The sequence below is a fragment of the Pseudoalteromonas arctica genome, from assembly GCF_012927645.1.
Classification (GTDB): domain Bacteria; phylum Pseudomonadota; class Gammaproteobacteria; order Enterobacterales; family Alteromonadaceae; genus Pseudoalteromonas; species Pseudoalteromonas arctica_A.
On sequence record NZ_JABBMT010000030.1, the window covers coordinates 1 to 21053 of the forward strand.

The 21053-nt window shown below is 37.5% G+C and carries 21 protein-coding genes and 2 pseudogenes; 18 read left to right on the forward strand and 5 right to left on the reverse strand.

The window, feature by feature from the left end; genetic code table 11:
• Positions 1-316 precede the first annotated feature (316 nt).
• Entirely contained in the window at positions 317-856 is a 540-nt protein-coding gene (locus HHO47_RS15315; protein ID WP_169021085.1) for an RHS repeat-associated core domain-containing protein, read from the forward strand.
• Positions 846-1085 carry a hypothetical protein gene (locus HHO47_RS15320; protein ID WP_169021086.1) on the forward strand — a complete coding sequence of 80 codons (240 nt, stop codon included), beginning with the start codon at positions 846-848 and terminating at the stop codon, positions 1083-1085. The genes HHO47_RS15315 and HHO47_RS15320 overlap by 11 nt, the downstream gene beginning before the upstream one ends.
• 658 nt (positions 1086-1743) lie before the next feature.
• On the opposite strand, the gene HHO47_RS15325 is transcribed toward HHO47_RS15320, so the two are convergent.
• Complete coding sequence (locus HHO47_RS15325; protein ID WP_169021087.1) at positions 1744-2757, reverse strand: hypothetical protein; 1014 nt, start codon at positions 2755-2757, stop codon at positions 1744-1746.
• Positions 2758-2937: 180 nt separating this feature from the next.
• On the opposite strand from HHO47_RS15325, the gene HHO47_RS15330 reads away from it, so the two are divergent.
• The 15 genes and pseudogenes from HHO47_RS15330 to HHO47_RS15400 all read left to right on the forward strand — a co-directional run bounded on the left by HHO47_RS15330 (position 2938) and on the right by HHO47_RS15400 (position 15307).
• Positions 2938-3204, forward strand: a complete 267-nt coding sequence (locus tag HHO47_RS15330) for a pyocin activator PrtN family protein (protein WP_211183740.1) — start codon at positions 2938-2940, stop codon at positions 3202-3204.
• 265 nt (positions 3205-3469) lie between these two features.
• Entirely contained in the window at positions 3470-5026 is a 1557-nt protein-coding gene (gene istA, locus HHO47_RS15335; protein ID WP_211183741.1) for an IS21 family transposase, read from the forward strand.
• Position 5027: 1 nt separating this feature from the next.
• Positions 5028-5789, forward strand: a complete 762-nt coding sequence (gene istB / locus HHO47_RS15340) for an IS21-like element helper ATPase IstB (protein WP_169021088.1) — start codon at positions 5028-5030, stop codon at positions 5787-5789.
• Entirely contained in the window at positions 5779-6243 is a 465-nt protein-coding gene (locus HHO47_RS15345; protein ID WP_169021089.1) for a hypothetical protein, read from the forward strand. Before istB ends, HHO47_RS15345 begins: the two co-directional genes overlap by 11 nt.
• The gene (locus HHO47_RS15350; protein WP_169021090.1) at positions 6236-7195 is read left to right on the forward strand and encodes a tyrosine-type recombinase/integrase; all 960 of its coding nucleotides are present in this window, start codon (positions 6236-6238) and stop codon (positions 7193-7195) included. The genes HHO47_RS15345 and HHO47_RS15350 overlap by 8 nt, the downstream gene beginning before the upstream one ends.
• Before the next feature lie 150 nt (positions 7196-7345).
• Positions 7346-7720 (forward strand): type II toxin-antitoxin system RelE/ParE family toxin, encoded by a 375-nt coding sequence (locus tag HHO47_RS15355; protein WP_008137810.1) that lies wholly within the window; start codon positions 7346-7348, stop codon positions 7718-7720.
• Positions 7713-8021 carry a helix-turn-helix domain-containing protein gene (locus HHO47_RS15360; protein WP_008137812.1) on the forward strand — a complete coding sequence of 103 codons (309 nt, stop codon included), beginning with the start codon at positions 7713-7715 and terminating at the stop codon, positions 8019-8021. Before HHO47_RS15355 ends, HHO47_RS15360 begins: the two co-directional genes overlap by 8 nt.
• Before the next feature lie 98 nt (positions 8022-8119).
• The gene (locus HHO47_RS15365) at positions 8120-8701 is read left to right on the forward strand and encodes an RHS repeat-associated core domain-containing protein (RefSeq protein WP_169021091.1); all 582 of its coding nucleotides are present in this window, start codon (positions 8120-8122) and stop codon (positions 8699-8701) included.
• 8 nt (positions 8702-8709) lie between these two features.
• Positions 8710-9153, forward strand: a complete 444-nt coding sequence (locus HHO47_RS15370; protein WP_169021092.1) for a DUF4265 domain-containing protein — start codon at positions 8710-8712, stop codon at positions 9151-9153.
• 820 nt (positions 9154-9973) lie between these two features.
• Positions 9974-10952 (forward strand): annotated as a pseudogene (locus HHO47_RS15375) (transposase).
• Between the two features lie 516 nt (positions 10953-11468).
• Positions 11469-12161 (forward strand): hypothetical protein, encoded by a 693-nt coding sequence (locus HHO47_RS15380; RefSeq protein ID WP_169021093.1) that lies wholly within the window; start codon positions 11469-11471, stop codon positions 12159-12161.
• A 297-nt stretch (positions 12162-12458) separates the two neighbouring features.
• Positions 12459-13104, forward strand: a pseudogene (locus HHO47_RS15385) (transposase); the annotation flags it as partial.
• A 464-nt stretch (positions 13105-13568) separates the two neighbouring features.
• Positions 13569-13874 carry a hypothetical protein gene (locus tag HHO47_RS15390; protein ID WP_169021095.1) on the forward strand — a complete coding sequence of 102 codons (306 nt, stop codon included), beginning with the start codon at positions 13569-13571 and terminating at the stop codon, positions 13872-13874.
• Positions 13874-14794, forward strand: coding sequence for a hypothetical protein (locus HHO47_RS15395; protein ID WP_169021096.1), 921 nt, complete (start codon positions 13874-13876; stop codon positions 14792-14794). The genes HHO47_RS15390 and HHO47_RS15395 overlap by 1 nt, the downstream gene beginning before the upstream one ends.
• A 6-nt stretch (positions 14795-14800) precedes the next feature.
• Positions 14801-15307, forward strand: a complete 507-nt coding sequence (locus HHO47_RS15400) for a CC0125/CC1285 family lipoprotein (protein ID WP_169021097.1) — start codon at positions 14801-14803, stop codon at positions 15305-15307.
• Positions 15308-15528: 221 nt separating this feature from the next.
• On the opposite strand, the gene HHO47_RS19810 is transcribed toward HHO47_RS15400, so the two are convergent.
• Positions 15529-15651, reverse strand: a complete 123-nt coding sequence (locus HHO47_RS19810; RefSeq protein ID WP_169021123.1) for a transposase family protein — start codon at positions 15649-15651, stop codon at positions 15529-15531.
• A 391-nt stretch (positions 15652-16042) separates the two neighbouring features.
• Here HHO47_RS19810 and HHO47_RS15410 point away from each other — a divergent pair, with 391 nt between their 5' ends.
• Positions 16043-16498 carry a hypothetical protein gene (locus tag HHO47_RS15410; RefSeq protein ID WP_169021098.1) on the forward strand — a complete coding sequence of 152 codons (456 nt, stop codon included), beginning with the start codon at positions 16043-16045 and terminating at the stop codon, positions 16496-16498.
• A 54-nt stretch (positions 16499-16552) separates the two neighbouring features.
• Here the strand turns inward: HHO47_RS15410 and HHO47_RS15415 are convergent, their stop codons facing one another.
• The 3 genes from HHO47_RS15415 to HHO47_RS15425 form a co-directional block, all read right to left on the reverse strand.
• Positions 16553-18040 (reverse strand): exopolyphosphatase, encoded by a 1488-nt coding sequence (locus HHO47_RS15415; RefSeq protein WP_169021099.1) that lies wholly within the window; start codon positions 18038-18040, stop codon positions 16553-16555.
• Positions 18033-20120 carry a polyphosphate kinase 1 gene (gene ppk1 / locus HHO47_RS15420; RefSeq protein ID WP_169021100.1) on the reverse strand — a complete coding sequence of 696 codons (2088 nt, stop codon included), beginning with the start codon at positions 20118-20120 and terminating at the stop codon, positions 18033-18035. Before ppk1 ends, HHO47_RS15415 begins: the two co-directional genes overlap by 8 nt.
• A gap of 109 nt (positions 20121-20229) precedes the next feature.
• Positions 20230-20736, reverse strand: a complete 507-nt coding sequence (locus HHO47_RS15425; protein WP_169021101.1) for a glycine cleavage system protein R — start codon at positions 20734-20736, stop codon at positions 20230-20232.
• Positions 20737-21053: the final 317 nt, after the last annotated feature.

Here is a 21053-nt window from a genome sequence, read left to right on the forward strand (position 1 = left end):
TGTGGTACAACAGTAACCGATTGCATTCCTACTTAGGGTATCAAAGCCCAAATGATTTTGAATTTAAAATTAATGAGTTAGAAAAAGTAGCTTAACTAGGGTGACTGAATTTAGTTGACCAGGTCAAAGAATTGCAATAGAGTTATTGATTCGTTCTAGTTGGTGTACTCTAGTTAGCATATTTAATATTTATCTATTCCTTGATTGGTTTAATATAACATAATCAACGTCTTCTGCTACAGCTATCGAGTAACTTATTGTATTAATAGTCATCAATTAGTTAATATTATAATGATCGTAGTTCGTACTAATTTATATGCAGGCACGATACTATGATCCAGTAATCGGGCGTTTTTACTCGAATGATCCTTTGGATTACCTAGAACAACTAGCTAAAGGAGATGCAGTACATGGGTTCAATAGATTTTCATATGCAAATAATAATCCTTATAAGTATACTGATCCAGATGGAAAAGATGCTAGCTTATATCCAAAAGATAAAGCAGTAGCAGATCCCTCTGATGTAGTTAAGACTTCCCCGAAATTCGAATTTAAATTGAAGGCTACAATAGAAAATAAAATGGAAACAGTGGAACAAGCTGATAACATGGAATCTACTAAAGAGGCGGTCGCAAATACTACTTTAGCAGTAAGTAGTGCAGCTCTTACTTTTCTAGCTCCTCCAACAGCACCTTTGGTAACGGCTGCTGGAATAACTGCTGCGGCAGTTGGCGGGGTTGAACCTGTTCATAAAGGTGACGTATTCAAAACAGAAGTTTCTATTGAAGCAACCAGTTTAACAGAAGAACCGAAAATTGAAGTGAAGACAACTCAAGAGCATAACCATGACAACTAGTATTTTCTTATATGCTCTTTTAGTAATAATATCTTTTGCTGTACCTATTAAGTTAAATAGCGATAGTCGTTTATTGTTAAGTATATCTTCTTGTTTTATTGGTGCTGCTGTAATAACCGCTGTTTTTCATAGTGATATGGATAAAGCCAAGTGGATTATTGTCGGTTTAAACTCAATAGGGATGATCACATATTATATTCGATATAGGGTTATTAGAAACAAAAGATAACTGAAAAATTTCCTTATTTTTGAATCCAAAGCCTCGCACTCGCGGGGCTTTGTTTTATCTGACTTTGGTGGCTTGGGATTTTGTTTTCAAGGCTGGCTAGAGGCGAAGAATGGGGTCGCGTCTTGCCTTTTGCCTGTCAACTATCTTTAAGCAGAAACTAGAGTAGAAAATATGGCATCCGTAGTTAATTGTTAACTTTAGCGCAGAGCTATATTAGGAAGAGTAGGGTCAGGTCTTTCTTCTTGCCTTTTTGTTGGTTACGGCTAATCTTTTTAGATATTAATTTATACAAATTGATAGGTGAGAAGATGGCAAGGCCTCTCAGATTAGAGTTCGGGCGAAAAGAATGGGGTCGCGTCTTGTCTTTTGCCTGCCAACTACCTTTAAGCAGCAAACTAGAGTAGAAAATATGACATCCGTAGTTAATTGTTAACTTTAATGCAGAGCTATATTTATTATGGGCAATATTGGCAGCAGACTAGGCAACGTATTTTGGTTGTCGTTGGCAGGTGTTACCAGCGAAGTAGGCAAAGTGATGCAGCGCCACTACATGGTGACACCAGTGAAGCTGCCTACGCTTGCTGTTATTCGTTGCCTATTTAAACCAGTGTTGTCTGCCCAGTAAAGTGCTCTGCTGTGTGATCATGAGGGACAATATTTATATGTTTAAAAACTCTGAACTATTAATGTGCCTACGTGTATTTGGATCTGAGCAGGCCTTTATTAATTTTTTAATTAATGGAGGTTGTTGCGCTGTTGTTTGAAATTCATTAAATGCACGATGAACTTTTAAAAGGTTATTCTCTGAGACCCAAAACAAAAAATCCAGTTGTGCCTCTTTTGTGTCACCAATATTTATTACTTTTTGTGCATGCAACAACGTCTGCTTTAACAGCCGGTGATAAAGTGAAAAATCGTCAATTAAATTCGGTGATTTAAAGTAACTTTTAAAATGTTGGTAAATATCCTGTTTTTCAAATGAAAAATAATCTGCTGTTATAGGGTTATTTTTAGCTAAAAAGTGAGTATAGATCAGCGCATAGAGCTCAAGGTGTATCGACGATAAGGGTTTAAAATACGTGAGCCGAATAAACAGGTCATGAACATACCACTTTACCTGAACATAGGTATGCCATTTTTTTAATAGTTCCATTTCTCTTATCAGTATTATTAAGCATGCCAGTGCGTCTAAATTATTGTACATACTGAGCCGCGAAAAGTGCGTTGAGTTTGTCCAATATTTTCGTTTGTATACGTTGCTCGCTTTATTAAATTTGAATAAGCGTGTCTGCATTGTTGGATTTAATGTCCGCATTATTTCCCACAGGCTTGCTATTGACGCGTGTGGGTTTTCTAATATCTGCCATAAAGGGTGACTTAAGATATATTTGCAGCCTTGGTATTGCTCATCTTCCTCAATACGCTCAATTAATGAGTGATCTTTAATTCTGACACTCCCTTTTGCATATTTATAAAATGTCCCTGTGTGGCTTCCCCAATAAGCTTGTTTGGATTGCGAAGGCGCTCTTTTGAAGTGCATTTCTATTGAACCAAATGATAAACCACCTGATTTTTCTTGCAAACAGAGCATGTATAACTGCGTTGCGACGTAGCGAACTTTCTTTAAATTAGCTGCATTTTCTCTCATCAACATTCTCTGAAAATTGTTCATAAATCTGTGCTAAACGATACGGATAAGTATAAGTTATTGTAATTAAATTGTATTTTAACTTTCTATAATTAAAAACTGTGTCCTAAACCTAAAAAATTAGACACTAACAGATTAGCTGAAAATATGCTTAAAATCTAAACACTTTGTCACGGTTAGTTATAAACATAAAAGGTAATAAAAATGAATGATGTTGAGGTGCTGACAGTTGCTTTAGAAGGTGACCTATTAAAGCTTCATGGCCCTATTATGACAGGCGATCATTTATTGAAAGCCTTAGGGTATGCTTCACAAGAAGCACTGCGACAATCCATTGTACGTAATACCGTGCCAGTGCCTGTTTTTAAAATGGAAAAACGGCGCGGGTATTTTGTACTTGTTAAAGATGTAGCAAATTACTTAGCACAAAGGCGATATGCAATAAAAGCGGGAGGGAGTTATATTGATTAAGTAAAACACGTAAAGATAACTAAATTATTTAACAAAGGCCTAGAAAGCAAAAAGCTTTGGACTAAATTGGCAGCAACCAATTCCCAAAGCTCAGTGCGTTGTCGTTTGACCCCGACTTACTCACTATAAACTTTCTGCGTAAAATATCAAGCACTGGCTTAATTTTAGTCAGCGGATAGTTACGTCTGTGTCTTTATTTTTGAATCACATAGTCCATCAATGTAAACGTTGATGGACTATGTCTGAGTTAAAGGTAAACAACACCATGAAAAAATCAAATACAATTAGCATCGTGCTGATCAAAGAAATAGTGAGGCAAATACTCACAACAACCAACTCAAACCATCATATTGCACGAGTGCTCGCGGTAGCACCTAATACAGTGAGGCGTTATAGACAGCGTTTGACTAAGCTGAGTTCTGATTGGCAAACATATCAGTCTATGAACGATGCGGTGCTGTTAGCACATTTCAATCGCAGGAAGACCCCAGATAAAGATAAAAGACAACCTGATTGGTCGCATATTCAAACACTTATGCAGATGCACAAACATCAAACCTTAGCGCAGTTATGGGAAGAGTATTGTGCTGTAGACCCTGAAACCGCTTATTGCCAATCGCAGTTTAACTTTTATTACCGCCGTTATTTAAAATCAGTAGATGTGTCTATGCGCCAAACACATTACGCAGGTGAATGTGTTTATGTTGATTACGCAGGTAAAACCATTGGTTATATTGATAATAATACAGGAGAGTGCAGGCAGGCTCAGGTATTTGTTGGCGTTTTAGGTTGCTCTCAATACACCTTTGCTTTTGCCTCAAAGAGCCAAAAGTTAGAGGATTTTATCGAAGCGCATAATCGCATGTATGCCTTTTTTAGTGGCGTACCACAAGTCGTTGTGCCTGATAACTTAAAATCAGCGGTAACGAAGCCTGGTTCATTGCCGATCATCAATCGTACCTATTTGGAGCAATCAAGGCATTATAACTGTGTTATTGAACCGGCTAGGGTTCGCCGACCACAAGATAAATCACTTGCTGAAATAGGCGTATTAATTGTAACTCGTTGGATAACTGTAATCCTTCGCAGAAGGAAATTCTTTAGCGTTGAGGAGATCAATCTTGCGATTATCGCTTTGTTGGAAAAACTTAATCGACGTCCTTTTAAGCGCATTGATGGCTGTCGTCACTCTCGCTTTATAGCTTTAGATAAACCTGTTTTGCAACCTTTGCCCGAACACCCCTTTGAGTTTGCTAGTTGGGTAAGCGCTCAACGCGTAAATAGTGATTATCATGTGGCCGTGGAGAAACATTATTACTCAGTACCGTATCAATATGTTGATCGACAGGTTGAGGCACGCATAACATCTAAAAGTGTTGAACTCATTTGCGCTAATCAACGCATAGCCAGCCATGTTAAAAGTGATATCGTAGATGGTTACACCACCATAAATGCACATCGCCCTTCGAGTCATCAGGCATACGCAGAGCAAAACCTTGAACATTATCTCGTTTGGGCTAAAAGCATTGGTGAAGCTGCAATTGCGCTTGTAGATAGTCAATTTTTAGGTAAGCCGAATTATGCAATGACAGCAAGTAAAGCGTGTTCACAGTTAAAAAGTTTAGCTAAGCTCTATGGAGAAGAGCGCTTTGAGATTGCATGCCAATGTGCTGTAGATATTAAATCACTAACGGTAAAAAGTGTTCGGTCAATTTTACAATGCAAAATTGATCAACGCCGTAACGCCTTACCTACACAAAGCGAGCTACCGCTTCATTATAATATTCGGGGTGCTCAATACTATCAACAAGGAGGGTTGTAATATGTTGCTACAACAAACGATAGAGCACCTTAATACTTTAAAGCTCTATGGGATGACGGCTGAATTACAACGACAGCTTAACAGTCCTGACTCATTACGTTTAGTATTTGATGAGCGCCTGGCTCTATTGAGTGATGCTGAGATTAACGACCGTGAAGCACGGCGACAAAACCGAGCAAGAAAAGCTGCCAAGCTAACGTTAACGCATGCCTGCGTCGAAGATATAAACTTTCAGGCATCACGAGGCCTTGATAGAGAGCAAGTAAAATCACTGTTTGACTGTGAGTGGTTAACACGGTCGCAGCATATTTTGTTAACAGGGCAAACCGGAGTTGGTAAAAGTTATATTGCGTGTGCATTTGCGCAACAAGCAATGCGTAAAGGCTATGCGGTCTTGTTTTATAGAACGCCACGATTGTTAGAGGATATGGAAATTGCGCGTTTAGATGGTTCACTTCCAAAATTTAGAATGAGATTGTTGAAGTTTAAGTTACTCATATTGGATGATTGGGCACTTGTGCCTCTTAATGATTATGGTAAACAAGACTTGCTGGAAATTATTGAAGATAGAACAGGGAAAGGCTCTTTAATTATCACCTCTCAGCTGCCCGTTGAAAAATGGCATGAGTACATTGGTGAACCAACATTTGCTGATGCAATAATGGACAGGATCATTCATCGAGCACATAAAATTTCTATGCATGGTCAGTCCATGCGAAAAGAATTTGATCCCACCACGGGAGTCCACTGCGATGGTGAATGACAATCCACTTATAAAGCCCGTCAATATTGATGACAGTTATATCCAGCAGGTTTTTAATTACTACATGCAATGCTATTTACACGATCCTGCAATGCAATTATTTGTTGGGCAGTCATCGCGTATACCACATGCCTTTCGTTACAGTGCTCATGTAGGTGTATGTAATCGTACACTTGGCAAACACATTTTAGCTATGCGTACATTAACAGGAGGTGCAATGCGAGGCAGCTTAAAGCGCAGCCAACTATTAAACCCAAGTGGGCATGAATTATTTCGCAGCTGCATTATTTTTCCCACAATGGATAAGCACAACCATGTAATTGCAGCCATTGGGTATCGTTATGGTCAACGTATACGCCATTGGCAATCACCTATTATACAGTGGTGTAAACCTGAGTCTGATAAGTATATAACCCAAGGTTTCAAGTTTATACAGGAGATGATTTATGGATAAGCCAACCAGTAGGCGCATTTGGCTTTGCGTTAAATATTATCTGTGGTTATGCGAAGCTAAAGGGCAATCACCAGACACAATTCGCGGTAAGAAAGCAGGACTTAAAAAGTTTGCTCGTTGGTGCATAGCACAGCGTATTTATAGTGCTGACAAAATAGATTTAGACTTAATGGATGATTATATGGCTTATCTTAATTGCTATCGTAAAGCGCTTGATGGTAACCCGTTATGTTTAGCTCAAAAGCGAAACCTACTTACTTTTGTTAAAACATTTATTGAAAAACTTTATATGAAAGAACTACTTTCTACGAATGCATTGCAGCATATTGAATTACCAAGCAAAGGACGCGCATTACCCAAAGCGTTGTTCAGTGAAATTGAGATTGAAAAAATACTCTCACAGTCACTCCTGTTCGGTGTCTTAGGGTTACGGGATCGCGCTATTTTAGAAACCTTTTATGCCACAGGTATTAGACGAACAGAATTGATGAACTTAGATATTGATGATGTTGATCTAACCGCGCATTTACTTCGGGTTAATCGAGGCAAAGGGAATAAAGATCGTATTGTTCCTATTAGTAAACGAGCTTGTGAATGGATCACTCTCTACTTAGGGAAAATACGCATCAACATGGCTAGCCTTAGTACAGGAAGCGCATTATTTCTTGCTAATAATGGTAGGCGTTATTCAGCCAATAAATTATCTGAAATGGTTGCGCGGTATGTCAAACTAGCAGGGCATAAACGAGCTGGAGCATGTCATTTATTTAGACATGCCACAGCGACTATTATGCTTGATAACGGCGCTGAGCTTCGTCATGTTCAAGAAATGTTAGGGCATGCCAATATATCAACAACGCAAATATACACACACGTATCACGGAGTGTTTTAACAAGTACCTACCAGCGCAGTCACCCGTCTGCACTATCAAAGTCATCATTTTATTTGTAATAGCGACAGGATAAACCCAAGGCTTCAATGAGCAATACATTGAAGCCGTTGATATTAAGTGAGTAATGCTCTTTTGTTATTAAATAATGTGATTGTACGTGGAAAACTATAATACTGAGTGGTATAGTTAGCCAAGAGTAAGGAATTTAAATGTATATCTTTAAATCAAAATGGTTCAGTAAGTGGGCTGAAAAAGAATGTTTAACCGATCATACTTTGCAAGAGACGATACGTGAACTTGGAGAGGGACTTAATGATGGTGAACTAGGCGGCCATGTTTATAAAAAACGAGCAGCAATTCAAGGCCAAGGTAAACGTGGCGGGTTTCGTACTATTGTAGCGTTTAAAGTGGGTGATAAATCATTCTTCATGTTTGGTTTTTCTAAAAATCAACGAGATAACATAGGTAAAAAAGAGTTAAAGACACTGAAGTTGATGGCAAAAGAATTACTTGGTTATTCAGATATTCAACTCAAAAAAGCCATTGAATCAGGTGAATTGATAGAGGTAATAAATCATGAGTAATAGTATTTTAGATGTCATGCACGACACCGCAAAAGGGTTGACTGATGCGGGTGTAATGGATGTGCAAACAATGCGGGAATTTGATGTGTTATGCCTACCAGAAATAGAGCGCTATGATGCTGCACATATAAAAGCGATACGAGAGAGAGCTCATGTTAGTCAAGCCGTGTTTGCTGCTTATTTAAATACAAGCCCTTCGACGGTTAGATCATGGGAGCAAGGTGGGAAATCACCAAAAGGAGCGTCTTTAAAATTACTTAACCTAGTGGCGCACAAAGGGCTAGATGTACTTGCTTATTAAATTCATTGTACACTGAACACTTAATATCACTAAGGCGTTCATTTAAATCATTACTTTAATAAGATTGACCCTGTGGATCATAAAGCCAATTACTGTATATGCAGGCACGATACTATGATCCAGTCATAGGTCGTTTTTACTCGAATGATCCGGTTGGGTTTACAGGCGATATAACATCATTTAACCGCTATTCTTATGTTGGTAATAATCCGTATAAGTACACTGACCCTGATGGGCGTAGCCGCAGGCCTAAACTGCCTAAGGAAGTGAGAAGAGACAATGTTGTTTCTCAAGCTGTTGGAGAGGCAATAGTTGAGGTGCTTCCTGATGGCCCAGTTAAGGATTTTGTTCAGAAAGGAGTTGATGGCTTAAAGGTTCTTAACAAAAAACCTGGTTCATCAAATGGATCTCGTGCTGGAAAAAAGCATACTAAAGGAGCAATAAAAGAAGCTAAGAGGCAAAATGCCGAACAAAATGGTGGCGTAGTAAAGTGTGAAACTTGCGGAGTTGAAACCACACCCGGAACAAGAAGGACTAGAGGTAGTACTGTTAACCCAAATGAAGGACAAGGTGATCATATACAAGCTAGATCTAAGGGAGGCAACGGAGCAACAGTAAAAGATCAAAGTAATATAGATATAAAATGTGCAGCTTGTAATAATAAGAAAAGTGATAATTAAGGAACATAATGAGTACTGTTAAGATAGATTTTGAGTTGGATGTTGATGCTGATGGTTTTCCACCAATAGCGGTGGAGAGTCTGAATGGTATACTTCTAGATAGTGGCTTGATACAGATTGATAATGTCCCTTTTTTTATTGAAGAGATTGCAGTTGGTGATGTGGTAAAGTGCTTTAAAGCACCTCAGAGAAAGAATTATCAATTTGAGGAAGTAGTTTATGAGGGGACTCATAAGTCAGTAGCAATCTTATTTGTTAATAACTCGGAAAAGGAAGAAATTTATCAATTCTTGAAATCTAAAGGTTGCTACTGTGAATACGGTGAATTTGGTGAATTTAATATGCTTGCTGTTGATATAAATGATGAAGTGATTTATGAAGATATTGAAAAGTATCTCGCTAAATTAGAGTCTGAAGGTGCAATTAGTTATGCTGAGCTTTGTGTCGGATAAAAGAACCTTTTATTTTGAAAAGCCCCGCAAGGGGCTTTATTTTTGGCTGCTTTTGAAGCCAAAGTTCCAAGTTCACAAAAAAGAATGGGGTCGCGTCTTGCCTTTTGCCTGTCAACTATCTTTAAGCAGGAAACTAGAGTAGAAAATATGACATCCGTAGTTAATTGTTAACTTTAACGCAGAGCTATATTTATTATGGGCAATATTGGCAGCAGACTAGGCAACGTATTTTGGTTGTCGTTGGCAGGTGTTACCAGCGAAGTAGGCAAAGTGATGCAGTGCCACTAACGTGGTGACACCAGTGAAGTTGCCTAGGCTTGCTGTTATTCGCTGCCTATTAAAACCACCAGTGTTGTCTGCCCAGTAAAGTGCTCTGCTGTGTGATCATGAGGGGAATATTTATATGTTTAAAAACTCTGAACTATTAATGTGCCTACGTGTATTTGGATCTGAGCAGGCCTTTATTAATTTTTTAATTAATGGAGGTTGTTGCGCTGTTGTTTGAAATTCATTAAATGCAAGATTAACTTTTAAAAGGTTATGCTCTGAGACCCAAAACAAAAAATCCAGTTGAAAAGAATGGGGTCAGGTCTTGCTTCTTGCCTTTTTGTTAGTTACGTCTAATCTTTAGATATTAATTTATACAAATTGATAGGTGAAAAGATGGCAAGGCCTCTTCGATTAGAGTTTGCGGGTGCGTTATATCACATAACTTCGCGTGGTAATGAAAGAAGAAAATAAAGATGACACCCATTCTAAAGTTTGTATTTTTTATATTTTGCACTACCGTTTAATTAGTGCAAAAACAAACAGGTGTCCTATGGCTATCGCAAGAAAACGTCAAATAAGTTTGGTTGATACAAAGTATTATCACTGTATTTCACGTTGCGTTCGTCGTGCTTTCTTGTGCGGTGAAGATCGTTTTACAGGCCAGTCTTTTGAGCACCGCAGAGGCTGGGTTGAAGACAAACTACTAAGTCTAGCTAAAGTATTTTGTATTGACGTATGTGCTTATGCAGTCATGAGTAACCACACTCATTTAGTGCTGTATGTTGATGATAAAAAAGTGAATCGGCTTAATGATAAAGCAATCATTCTGCGCTGGCATAAATTATGTAAAGGCACGTTACTGACGAAAAAGTATGTGCAGGGTGAAAAACTAAGTAAAGCAGAGCGCATCTTTTTTAACCAAACAGTTGAACAATATCGAGAGCGCTTAGCAAGCATCAGTTGGTTTATGCGATTATTAAATGAAGACATTGCCTGCCCGTAAAGCCAATAAGGAAGATAATTGCACAGGCCGATTCTGGGAAGGCCGCTTTAAGTCACAAGCCTTGCTTGATGAAGCCGCACTTGCCGCCTGTATGGCCTATGTAGATTTAAACCCAATCAGAGCAAAAATGGCGCAAACACCGGAAACATCTGACTACACGAGTGTACAAAAACGCATTGAAAGCGCAACAGAGAGCAAGCAACCAAAACAACTATTATGCTTTGCAGGCATGCCACGTCAAATCATGCCAAAAGGGTTACCATTTGAGCTTAAATCGTACCTTGAACTGGTTGAATTAACAGGGCGTTGTATAAGAGAAGGCAAACGCGGGTATATTGAAAGCACACATTTACCTTTACTAGAAAGAGTCAATATCTCCCCAGAAAACTGGTTAAAACTGACCACGCAATTTACTCGCTTATTTCATGGCGCAGTAGGTAAAGCTAGTTCACAAGAGAGTTACTGTGAACACTTGAACAGAAAACGGCGTAGCAACGTCAGTAACAGCGAAAAGCTACTGGCATAAAGTTAAAAGTCTTCAATAAAGAATTAAAACTGCAATCATGTAGTTATTTTCATGCGTGTAATTTAGGCTTAACAGTGATAGACGCTCGCTTAATGAGCGGGTGATGATATAAAAAGAGATAAGTTTTTAGCCTAAAAGAGTAAACTTAGTAGCACAGTTTTATTTACTCAATTAAAGTGGCTGTCTAGTTATGTCTCTCGTATTACCCGCGGTGTATTTGTTATGGCGAAAGCGGGATCTGTAAAGTAGATAATAAAAAGGAGTGGGCTAAGTACCTGACTCCTTTATACTAATATCTTAATTTATTATTTTTATGCTGGGGAATAGGGCGGGATCATACTTTGTAAATATTTATAATCTAGTAATATTATATTAATCAACACCTTTTTAAGTTTTTATATTACACTAGGGCTTGTTAAATTATGTTCCTTAGATTAGATTTAATTAAAAATAGTATCGGGCTGCATTTAAGACTGGCTGTTAATATAGATACCACAACATACAAGGATTGAGAACATGGTAGAAATTAGTAGAACCAATCAAATTTTAACTTACCCACAATCAAGTCGATCTGAACAGCAAGAGCTTGCTAAATCTCTAAAAACAGCAACGCCTGAGCAAGTTCAACCAGCTAACAAAGAAAAAATATCGCTTAATATTGATAAAGGGATTTCTGCTGAATTATCGAGGTCTATTGATAAACATACATCGGAGAATATGTTAAAAAAAGTAAAAGTAATGGCGACAATTCAGTCTTCACTCAATATTAGCTTAGAAGAGTTTGCAGCTTTTAAGGAAGTACAAATGGCTAAAAATCCAGAGTTAGATTTAAGCCAACTCGATTTATCTTTGGATAAAGAGGGTAATTTGAAACTCACAGACTCGAGTTTACCCGACTTTAAGTTGTCAGAACTAGAAGAAGAGATTGCGAAAAATGATAAACTGGTAGACGCTTTTTCTCAAGTACATACAAGTACTGTAGAAGCAATTAAGCTCAAGAGTACTTCATTTAAAGATCTTCAACCCGATCATTTTAATGGTTCATTTATGCTTAACGAGTTAACGGAGCGCTATAGTAAACAATTCCCCCCAGATACATATGCCCATGGTCGAGAGTATAATACAATGGAAAAAAGGCTAAATGATACTGACCCATTTCTTTTCGGGTTCTTTTTCTTAAAGTCACTGAGCATTGACTTTCGAGTTTGATTGTAAGACTCGATATGTTGGTTCATAATTATCCTACAGGAACTATGTAAATTTTAAAAGCGGGTGAAAAAGAAAGCCCTGCGCCGATCCCAGTAGAAGGTAAACGGGGGCGACCGAAAAAACGATTCAACGCTTATTTGCCATTCTATACATTTCACCAGCGCCGCTTTTTTAAGTCATTCTTCATATGCGAATACTTTAATCGTTTTATACAAATTCCAACCTTATCTCCTGACATTTAAGACAGGGCAAGAGCATGAAAAAAGGCTATCGAAAAAATAAAGATGACACCCATGTGAAAAACTAAGTAAAGCAGAGCGCATCTTTTTTAACCAAACAGTTGAACAATATCGAGAGCGCTTAGCAAGCATCAGTTGGTTTATGCGATTATTAAATGAAGACATTGCCTGCCCGTAAAGCCAATAAGGAAGATAATTGCACAGGCCGATTCTGGGAAGGCCGCTTTAAGTCACAAGCCTTGCTTGATGAAGCCGCACTTGCCGCCTGTATGGCCTATGTAGATTTAAACCCAATCAGAGCAAAAATGGCGCAAACACCGGAAACATCTGACTACACGAGTGTACAAAAACGCATTGAAAGCGCAACAGAGAGCAAGCAACCAAAACAACTATTATGCTTTGCAGGCATGCCACGTCAAATCATGCCAAAAGGGTTACCATTTGAGCTTAAATCGTACCTTGAACTGGTTGAATTAACAGGGCGTTGTATAAGAGAAGGCAAACGCGGGTATATTGAAAGCACACATTTACCTTTACTAGAAAGAGTCAATATCTCCCCAGAAAACTGGTTAAAACTGACCACGCAATTTACTCGCTTATTTCATGGCGCAGTAGGTAAAGCTAGTTCACAAGAGAGTTACTGTGAACACTTGAACAGAAAACGGCGTAGCAACGTCAGTAACAGCGAAAAGCTACTGGCATAAAGTTAAAAGTCTTCAATAAAGAATTAAAACTGCAATCATGTAGTTATTTTCATGCGTGTAATTTAGGCTTAACAGTGATAGACGCTCGCTTAATGAGCGGGTGATGATATAAAAAGAGATAAGTTTTTAGCCTAAAAGAGTAAACTTAGTAGCACAGTTTTATTTACTCAATTAAAGTGGCTGTCTAGTTATGTCTTCTAAAAGATATTAAAGATAATGTTGATGCAGGCAAAAATGATGCACCAAGTGGCTCCATTACTGTTAACAAAGTTATAAATGATAAAATTAACCTTAATGACTTAAGTGGTGATTTTGAATTTTTAGCAAAAGTTGATGGAATACATCCATATGTAAGAAATAATGGTTACTATGGTGAACAAATTGCTAAGAAAATTTTTGATGATAGTACGGGGTTAGACTTTAAAGATATTGTAAAAAATAAGTCAAATCATGGTGCCGATCTATTGGGAGTTGATGAGAAAAATGGTGTAATTTGGCTTATAGAAGTAAAATCATCTATTCGTAATTCATTCCCGAACCCTGATAAGTTGAATTTAGAGGCTCGTGGGAAAAAATGGATAGAAGATGTTGCAAATGGTACATTAAACGGCCAACCAGTATCTGCGGAGGCTAAAATTTTTGCAAGTGATATACTCGCTAAACTGGAATCTAAAGTGTATACATTGAAACCAGTCTTAGCAAAAGTCAAAGTGCCAAAGCCTGGTGAAACTGGTACAGCTACAATCTCAATGATCCCAGTTGGTAAATAATGGACAAAATATTAGAAAAATTTTTACGAAAGCGTAAGCATGCAATCAAAGGTCCTGAAAAATATAAAAATATTTTTGAGGATAATATTGTTAGGATTACTTACTATATTGAGCATGGTAAAACCCAAGGCGAAGAGTTTTTTAATGAGAGATTACCTTTTGCTCCTTGGGAAAAGCTTAATATTGAATTGTCAGGCCAATGTAAAATTTACGAAAATATTGCGCAAGCTAGTTTAGTCAAGAATAGCGTGCTTGGTGCTGAGCACTTAAGTTATTATTTAAATTATGGATACTATGAATTAGCAATTGCGCATATAAAGCAAAAACGCTGTTTTATTCGTTTTGGAGTTGAAAACGAAGGAGTTATTTCACCTGGAAGTGTATTTCAATTAGCTACAGCTGTTTTATTACATCAGCATGATTATGCTGGCCACTTTTATAAGCTTTTTCAAGCTGGTTACATGAAGCATTGGGTTAATAGATCGAAAAGCCATATTGGTGATTTTATTATCTTGCTATTTGATAAGGTAAAAGGTAGCAATACCCTAAAACCGATCGTAGATGACTTTGCTTACCAAGCTATTTTAGATAACTGGGATAGCACTGACTTAACAAAAGTTACCGCTTATCTAAATCAGTTATGTGATGATCAAGTCGCTCAGGTTGCATCACCACCGAGTAAGATGTTTTTTGAGTTCGATAATATGAATTGGCAATTTACACCTTATGCTGCACTTATGCTGTTAACGTTAAGAGCACAACATGACCTTGAAAACCCTGATTTCGAGCACCCTGGTTTTGGCAATGTTACTTCTTTACTATTAACGCAGCCTGTAGCCCCTCAAAAAGATGAGGTGCTTGAACAGCTCGTTGCCAAGTTACATGAGCAAGGCTTTGATGAAAAAATGTTACTAGCGTAGTGTGTGATGAAACTTTATAAAATTCTAAATCTAGGATTTATATCGTATTGCAGCTTGCTTTTAGCAGGCTGTAATACAGTTTCATATCAACCTGATAGCCTTCGTGGTGGCTATAGTGATGCAGTGTTGGGTAATGGTGAGTACCGCGTTACATACCAAGGTAATGGTGATATAAGCTCAATACAAGCACTTGACTTTGCACTTTTGCGAGCAAGCGTAATTGCTATGAATAATCAATCGGAATTTGCCATAGTTAGTAAGATGCTGCTCACAATAGAAACTGTAAAAATAGACTTAAATTTACCTTATATTTATAAACCCACAGCGAGGTTAACTTTATCACTAAAGAATGATGAAGATTTAACTTCAGCTTTAGTTTCATGTGAATTAATTGGTTATTATGTAACGATAAAAAACCAGAGTCGTGATTTTGCCTTTAAACCGCGTGAGTGTATCGCTAGATTGAAGGCTAAATATCAATTAGCAGCAAGTAAGAATAGGGTCACCCATTAGAAAGTTCCGGTCAAGTAGGCAGCTGTGTTTTCTTGATCTTTTTATTCAAAAAACCAAGTGTTGTTACTTTTTAAACTCACTTTAAATATGACTATGCATCCAGTAATGGAGTCGATTGGTGTGAATATGCACAATTGTGTCATGGCGAGGGATACCTTGCTCAAGGGAACATACTTCCTGAGCCAATCGAATCTATCATGACCAAAGTCTTCAATATCCTCCTAACCTCGGCACCCATATACAACAGCGCTGACAGCTAAGAATATGATATCAAAAAGCTTGTGAATAACTTTACCCAGCTGGCGAGGGTCGTCAATTGATTCGAAATATTTAAATAGCTGTATATCAGGGGATGGGTATACTCCTTAAAAAGGAGTATGAGATCATACTTTTAAGTCAAGGTAAAGTTCGTGATCTTGCCCTGGGTATTTATCTGCTTAGGGAAAACTAAAAAATAGTTGAAAAACCATGCAGCTCAGATAATATGTATGTGCTTAACTTTCGCTTTTTTGAGTTTAATTAATACCCAGTCTGGTTTTGTTCGATTATTGCTCCCTTTTACTACCACCCTATAAAAATTACTCTATCAGTTGTAACTTATACGAGTTCAAGTGATAGGGGTTTAATACGTATTTGTTTTTGCTTAATTTTTTAATGGCACGTTTTTAGCTGTATTCTTATAACACATTTTTAGCTATAGCCTTGTTACTAGGCTTAATTAAGTAAGGAACGCACATGCAAGTTAAAACAATCCAAGAAGTGTACGACTGGACTGTACTCTTTCACACGCAAATGGCGGCTAACTTTTTTAGTCTCAGAGATGATTTAGCAGAGCATAACCGTATGCTCGTAGACTATTTTGTAGAGTACGAAAAAAAGCTAGCTGAAGATTTAGTGGGCTTTAAAGCGATCACAAAAATCAATACCTTAGATACTTATTGTTACGAATACTTTGCTGAAAACTCTGAACTGATTAATTTTACAGATTTAAATCGAGATACGCGTGTTGATGAGCAAGCCATGCAAGGTTATATATCAGATCAACATCAAAAGGTGATCAATCTTTATGAATACCTACTTAGTCGTGCAGAAACTCCAGCAGGCAACGAGAAATTAGCGCAATTGTTAGAGCTTGAGCAGCAAGGTTTAAAGCAGATGATACAAAGCGCTAATCGTCATATGGATATGTAATAGAGAACCTAATTTGGATAGCCAAGGCTATCCAAATTTAGCTATGTCTGTAAATCATACAAAGTCGATTAAAAACCCCACCTTTTTCAGATACCTTTGTTCTTGCTGTAAATCTGCCAGCAGCAGGGTTTGTTCGTTGAGCCATCCAAGTGGAAACTGCAATAGCATACTGTTGCCTTTTACTGAAACGGTTAACTCCTGATGTTGATCATTAAGACGTTTTTGGTTTAATAATATAGCCAGCCTGAGTAGTACAATTAACTGTAATATTTGATAGTGCGGCAGCGAGAGTAAAGTTGGAAATTCTTCTAAACGAATTTTTTTACGGTAAAAACGTATCATGCAGCTTAATAGCGTTTGTTGCTGTTGAGTAAACCCCGGTAGTTGGCTGTTTTCAACTACATATGCGCTGTGTTTATGTAAACCTGATGAGTTAATACCTAAACCTATTTCGTGTAATTGCGCTGCCCATAGCAGCAATTGATGATTATCTAATGAGTCGAGCTGCCATTCTTTTTGTACTTGTAGAAATAGCCAATCGGCAGTATTGGCAACACGTTGTGCGTGTACTTTATCGATTGTGTTTCTTTCGCTTAAATTAGCTATGGTATTAGTACGTATATCTTTAAGCGCTAACTTTTGCTGCATTTCATGCAATAGACCTTCGCGTAGTGAGAAGTCACTGTAATCCATCTCTTTAATATCAAACAATTGAAAAGTAGCGATTAAAATAGCCAGCCCACCACAAATGCTCACTTGGCGCTCTGGGCTTAACCCTTCAATCAATAGGTTATCGATAGTTTTTGCTGCTATAAATTGAATTTTAAGTTCGATCAATCGCTCTAGGGTGATATTTTTTTGTTCAGGATCGTTTGCGCTGATCATCGCTAAGATTGATTTTATTGTGCCTGATGTGCCAACCACTGATTGCCAGCCAGCACTAATATAATTGGCAAAAATAACTTCAAGTTCTTGCTCTGCTTTTATTTGTGCTTTGCTAAAGCGTTTATCGTTAATAATACCATCGGCAAAAAATTGTTTGGTATAACTTACACAGCCCATATTGCGACTTGTTAGCAGTTTATGCTTAAAATGTTTGCCAATAATGAGCTCGGTACTACCGCCACCAATATCAATCACTAAGCGATTTTCATTATGGTGAATGTAATGGGCAACGCCTTGATAGATTAAGCGTGCTTCTTCTTGCCCAGATATCACATCAATATGATAGGGAAAAACAGTACTTGCTTGAGTTAAAAACGAATTAATGTTTTTAGCGCGTCTTAATGTGTAGGTTGCAGCAATTTTTACATTGCTGGCAGGGAAGTCTTGTAGCGTTGTTGCAAACTGCTTCAGGATCGCCAGCGCTCTATCAATCACGGTTTGGTTTAATTGATTTTTGTCGTCTAAGCCATCAGCTAAATATACGCGTTGTTTTTCTTTATGCAAAATTTGTAGATTGCCATCCACCTCTCTTGCTACGACTAAATGAAAGCTGTTTGATCCTAAGTCAACCGCAGCAATTGAGGGGTAATCATTCATTATTGTAATTGCCTTCCCATTTTTTTAAGTGATCATAAATAGCTATTTGCGAACGTATTTTTTTACGATTACCGCGTCTAACATAATGATTTTTTTGTTCGCTATCAATAATGCGGGCTTTGGTGCGATCTTTAAATTGTAGTTCAAGTACGTCAATAATGAGTTGTTTTAGTTTTTCATCATAAATAGGCACGCCAACTTCAACTCGATGATCTAGATTACGGGTCATCCAATCTGCGGATGAAATATATACTTTTTCGTCACCATTATTAGCAAACACCATCACTCGTGGGTGCTCTAAAAATCGGTCAACAATGCTAATAACCCGAATGTTGTCGCTAAAATTATTGAGCCCTGGCACTAAGGAACACATGCCGCGGACAATAATGCGAATTTTAACACCGCTACGAGCGGCTAAGTACAAACAGTCAATCAGCTCTTTATCTACTAAGTTGTTTATTTTTAAAGTTATTCTGCCGACTTTACCATTTTCAACATGGGTTATTTCCTGATGAATTAAACCAAGCAACAGCTGTCGAGCATTGACTGGAGATATCATTAAGTGCTCGAACACAAAGGGTTTATAACTACTTTCGATAAACTTAAATACGCTATCGCTTTCGTCACAAATTCCTTGATGCTTAGTAAATAGGCTAAAATCAGTGTAAATTTTGGCAGTTTTTTCGTGAAAATTGCCAGTGCCAATATGAGCGTATTTAACGATTTGGCCTTTCTCTTTACGATGCACAATACATAACTTACTGTGGACTTTAAGTGCAGGGATACCAAAAATAACTTTGATACCCGCAGCGCTCAGGACCTTCGCCCACTCGATATTATTTTGTTCATCAAAGCGTGCTTTGAGTTCAACCATTACCGTGACTTTTTTACCGTTTTTAGCTGCATTGATTAATGAGGAAATTAACCGTGATTTGCTGGCTACACGATAGATATTTACTTTAATCTGCGTTACTTTTGGGTCAAATGCTGCTTGGCGTACATACTCTAATAAATGATTAAATGTGTGGTAAGGGTAATAAAGTAAAATATCTTGCTTGCTGATGGCATCAAACACACTGGCATGATTATTAAAAGCACTACTTTGTAAGGCTGGAAGTTTTTTGTTTTCTAAATATTGCCGACCAACATTAGGAAAGCCAATAAAGTCTCTAAAATTACGATAACGGCCGCCTGGGATCAACGCATCGTGGTGGGTTACACCCAAGCGCTTTTTCATTACTTTTAGTATCGATTCAGGCATTGTTTGGTCGTAAACTAAGCGTACTGGTTCTGCATAAATACGTTGTTTTAGCCCCTTAGACATTTTATCTAAAATGCCTTCTTCTAGTTCATCATCAAGGTTATATTCGGCATCTCGAGTTAGTTTTATGGCGTACCCTTGAATGTTATCAAAGTCAAAAAAGCTACTAAAAATATCACTTAAAAAGAAGGTTATTATATCGTCTAGCATCACAATAGTTTTGTGACGACGGGTTTTTTCAGGAGGTAAAATAATAAACCTTGGTACCCGATCGGTAGGTACCTCAAGCATGGCGTAATGGCTTTTATCATTATTCATTTCAACAAGTATATAGGTCATAGTGTCGTTGATTTGATCTGAATAATCTTTATTCTCATCTAATAAAATAGGCGATATATGCTGCAATACATTATCGTGGAAGAAGTTTTTTAACCAGTTGATATGAAATTCGTTAAGCTGCTCAGGGCGGTCGACATGAATATTATGGGCAATTAGGTCTTTTAGAATTTGCTCATGGATCAGATTAAATTTTTTGCCTAATAGCAATACTTTTTGTTGGATTTGGGTAAGTAAAATTTCGTCTTCATCAAAGTTGGTATCAGGAAGTTTGTTTAATAAAATACGCCGTTTTACATCAGCGACCCGGACTCTGAAAAACTCATCTAAATTGTTCGAGAAGATCCCCAAAAAACGAATACGTTCAATAATCGGGTTGCTTTTATCTTTAGCTTCTTGTAAAACACGATCGTTAAAAGACAGCCAACTTAGCTCTGGGGCAAAATAATTAATTGTTTGAGGCGCATCAGTACAGGCGTTCATTATCTATTCCTTGGATAGCGATAGAACACAATATAAAGCACGTAGATGACAGAAAAATGACAAACGTGTCACTTTTGTGACACGTTAAGTGGTTGGCTTTTTGAGTACTTTAAGTATCTTCGATATCAACAATTAAATCGGAGGTGATTGCTTCAAGTGCCGCGACTACTTCATTTTTATTTATGCCTGAAGGCAAAGTAACTGTTGCTACGGCACTAAAAATTGGTAGCCCCCAGTTTGGTGCGCTTTGCTGCTTGGAGTTCAAGTGGGTGATATTTACCCCCTTGTGACGCAATACACCGGCAAGCTCTTGGATAATACCTGGTCGATCATTACTAGTGATCACAAAATTAAGTTGTTCAGCGGGTGTGTCGAGTAATTCATGTGCGCCTGTTTCAATCCGTACTTCTAATTGTGGTAAGCCATATAATGCATCTTGTAATTCTTGTTGATGTTCGGCTGGTACTGTCACTTCGATAATGCCAGCAAAATGACCTGCTAAATGACTTAAGTTACTGGTGAGCCAGTTACCATGATGATTTAAAATTGTAGAAGAAATATCCTCCACAAGTCCAGAGCGATCTTCTCCCAAAATTGTTATAACTAATTGCTTCATATATAATTCCTAAAGATTGCTGTAATTAAATAATAAATGTCGATGTATAAAATTGTTGTTATATAAAAAGAACCGAATTGAGTATTAACTTAGTCCCTAAATTTGTCCAATTTTTTTGCCAATAGTTCAGTGTAAAAATAGTGTGAGTTTATAGTTTGGATTATCTAAAAGTTTGTTTGTTAAAAATAAATTACTCAGTTTAAATATTTCAAGCTATTGAATATAAACCTCGTTTGTTTTGTTATACAGAATATAATCGCAAAGCCTTAGTAATTATGACGCCTGTAACAATATTGTCATCTTGGTGAAATATAATC

What these genes read in the sequence shown, in the direction of transcription:
- HHO47_RS15370 (WP_169021092.1), top strand. Translation starts at nt 8,710, where the DNA reads ATGAGTACTGTTAAGATAGATTTTGAGTTGGATGTTGATGCTGATGGT.
- HHO47_RS15330 (WP_211183740.1), top strand. Translation starts at nt 2,938, where the DNA reads ATGAATGATGTTGAGGTGCTGACAGTTGCTTTAGAAGGTGACCTATTA.
- istA (WP_211183741.1), top strand. Translation starts at nt 3,470, where the DNA reads ATGAAAAAATCAAATACAATTAGCATCGTGCTGATCAAAGAAATAGTG.
- HHO47_RS15355 (WP_008137810.1), top strand. Translation starts at nt 7,346, where the DNA reads ATGTATATCTTTAAATCAAAATGGTTCAGTAAGTGGGCTGAAAAAGAA.
- HHO47_RS15380 (WP_169021093.1), top strand. Translation starts at nt 11,469, where the DNA reads ATGGTAGAAATTAGTAGAACCAATCAAATTTTAACTTACCCACAATCA.
- istB (WP_169021088.1), top strand. Translation starts at nt 5,028, where the DNA reads ATGTTGCTACAACAAACGATAGAGCACCTTAATACTTTAAAGCTCTAT.
- HHO47_RS15345 (WP_169021089.1), top strand. Translation starts at nt 5,779, where the DNA reads ATGGTGAATGACAATCCACTTATAAAGCCCGTCAATATTGATGACAGT.
- HHO47_RS15425 (WP_169021101.1), bottom strand. Translation starts at nt 20,736, where the DNA reads ATGAAGCAATTAGTTATAACAATTTTGGGAGAAGATCGCTCTGGACTT.
- HHO47_RS15415 (WP_169021099.1), bottom strand. Translation starts at nt 18,040, where the DNA reads ATGAATGATTACCCCTCAATTGCTGCGGTTGACTTAGGATCAAACAGC.
- HHO47_RS15410 (WP_169021098.1), top strand. Translation starts at nt 16,043, where the DNA reads ATGCAAGTTAAAACAATCCAAGAAGTGTACGACTGGACTGTACTCTTT.
- HHO47_RS15360 (WP_008137812.1), top strand. Translation starts at nt 7,713, where the DNA reads ATGAGTAATAGTATTTTAGATGTCATGCACGACACCGCAAAAGGGTTG.
- HHO47_RS15320 (WP_169021086.1), top strand. Translation starts at nt 846, where the DNA reads ATGACAACTAGTATTTTCTTATATGCTCTTTTAGTAATAATATCTTTT.
- HHO47_RS15400 (WP_169021097.1), top strand. Translation starts at nt 14,801, where the DNA reads ATGAAACTTTATAAAATTCTAAATCTAGGATTTATATCGTATTGCAGC.
- HHO47_RS15350 (WP_169021090.1), top strand. Translation starts at nt 6,236, where the DNA reads ATGGATAAGCCAACCAGTAGGCGCATTTGGCTTTGCGTTAAATATTAT.
- HHO47_RS15365 (WP_169021091.1), top strand. Translation starts at nt 8,120, where the DNA reads ATGCAGGCACGATACTATGATCCAGTCATAGGTCGTTTTTACTCGAAT.
- ppk1 (WP_169021100.1), bottom strand. Translation starts at nt 20,120, where the DNA reads ATGAACGCCTGTACTGATGCGCCTCAAACAATTAATTATTTTGCCCCA.
- HHO47_RS15325 (WP_169021087.1), bottom strand. Translation starts at nt 2,757, where the DNA reads ATGAACAATTTTCAGAGAATGTTGATGAGAGAAAATGCAGCTAATTTA.
- HHO47_RS15395 (WP_169021096.1), top strand. Translation starts at nt 13,874, where the DNA reads ATGGACAAAATATTAGAAAAATTTTTACGAAAGCGTAAGCATGCAATC.
- HHO47_RS15315 (WP_169021085.1), top strand. Translation starts at nt 317, where the DNA reads ATGCAGGCACGATACTATGATCCAGTAATCGGGCGTTTTTACTCGAAT.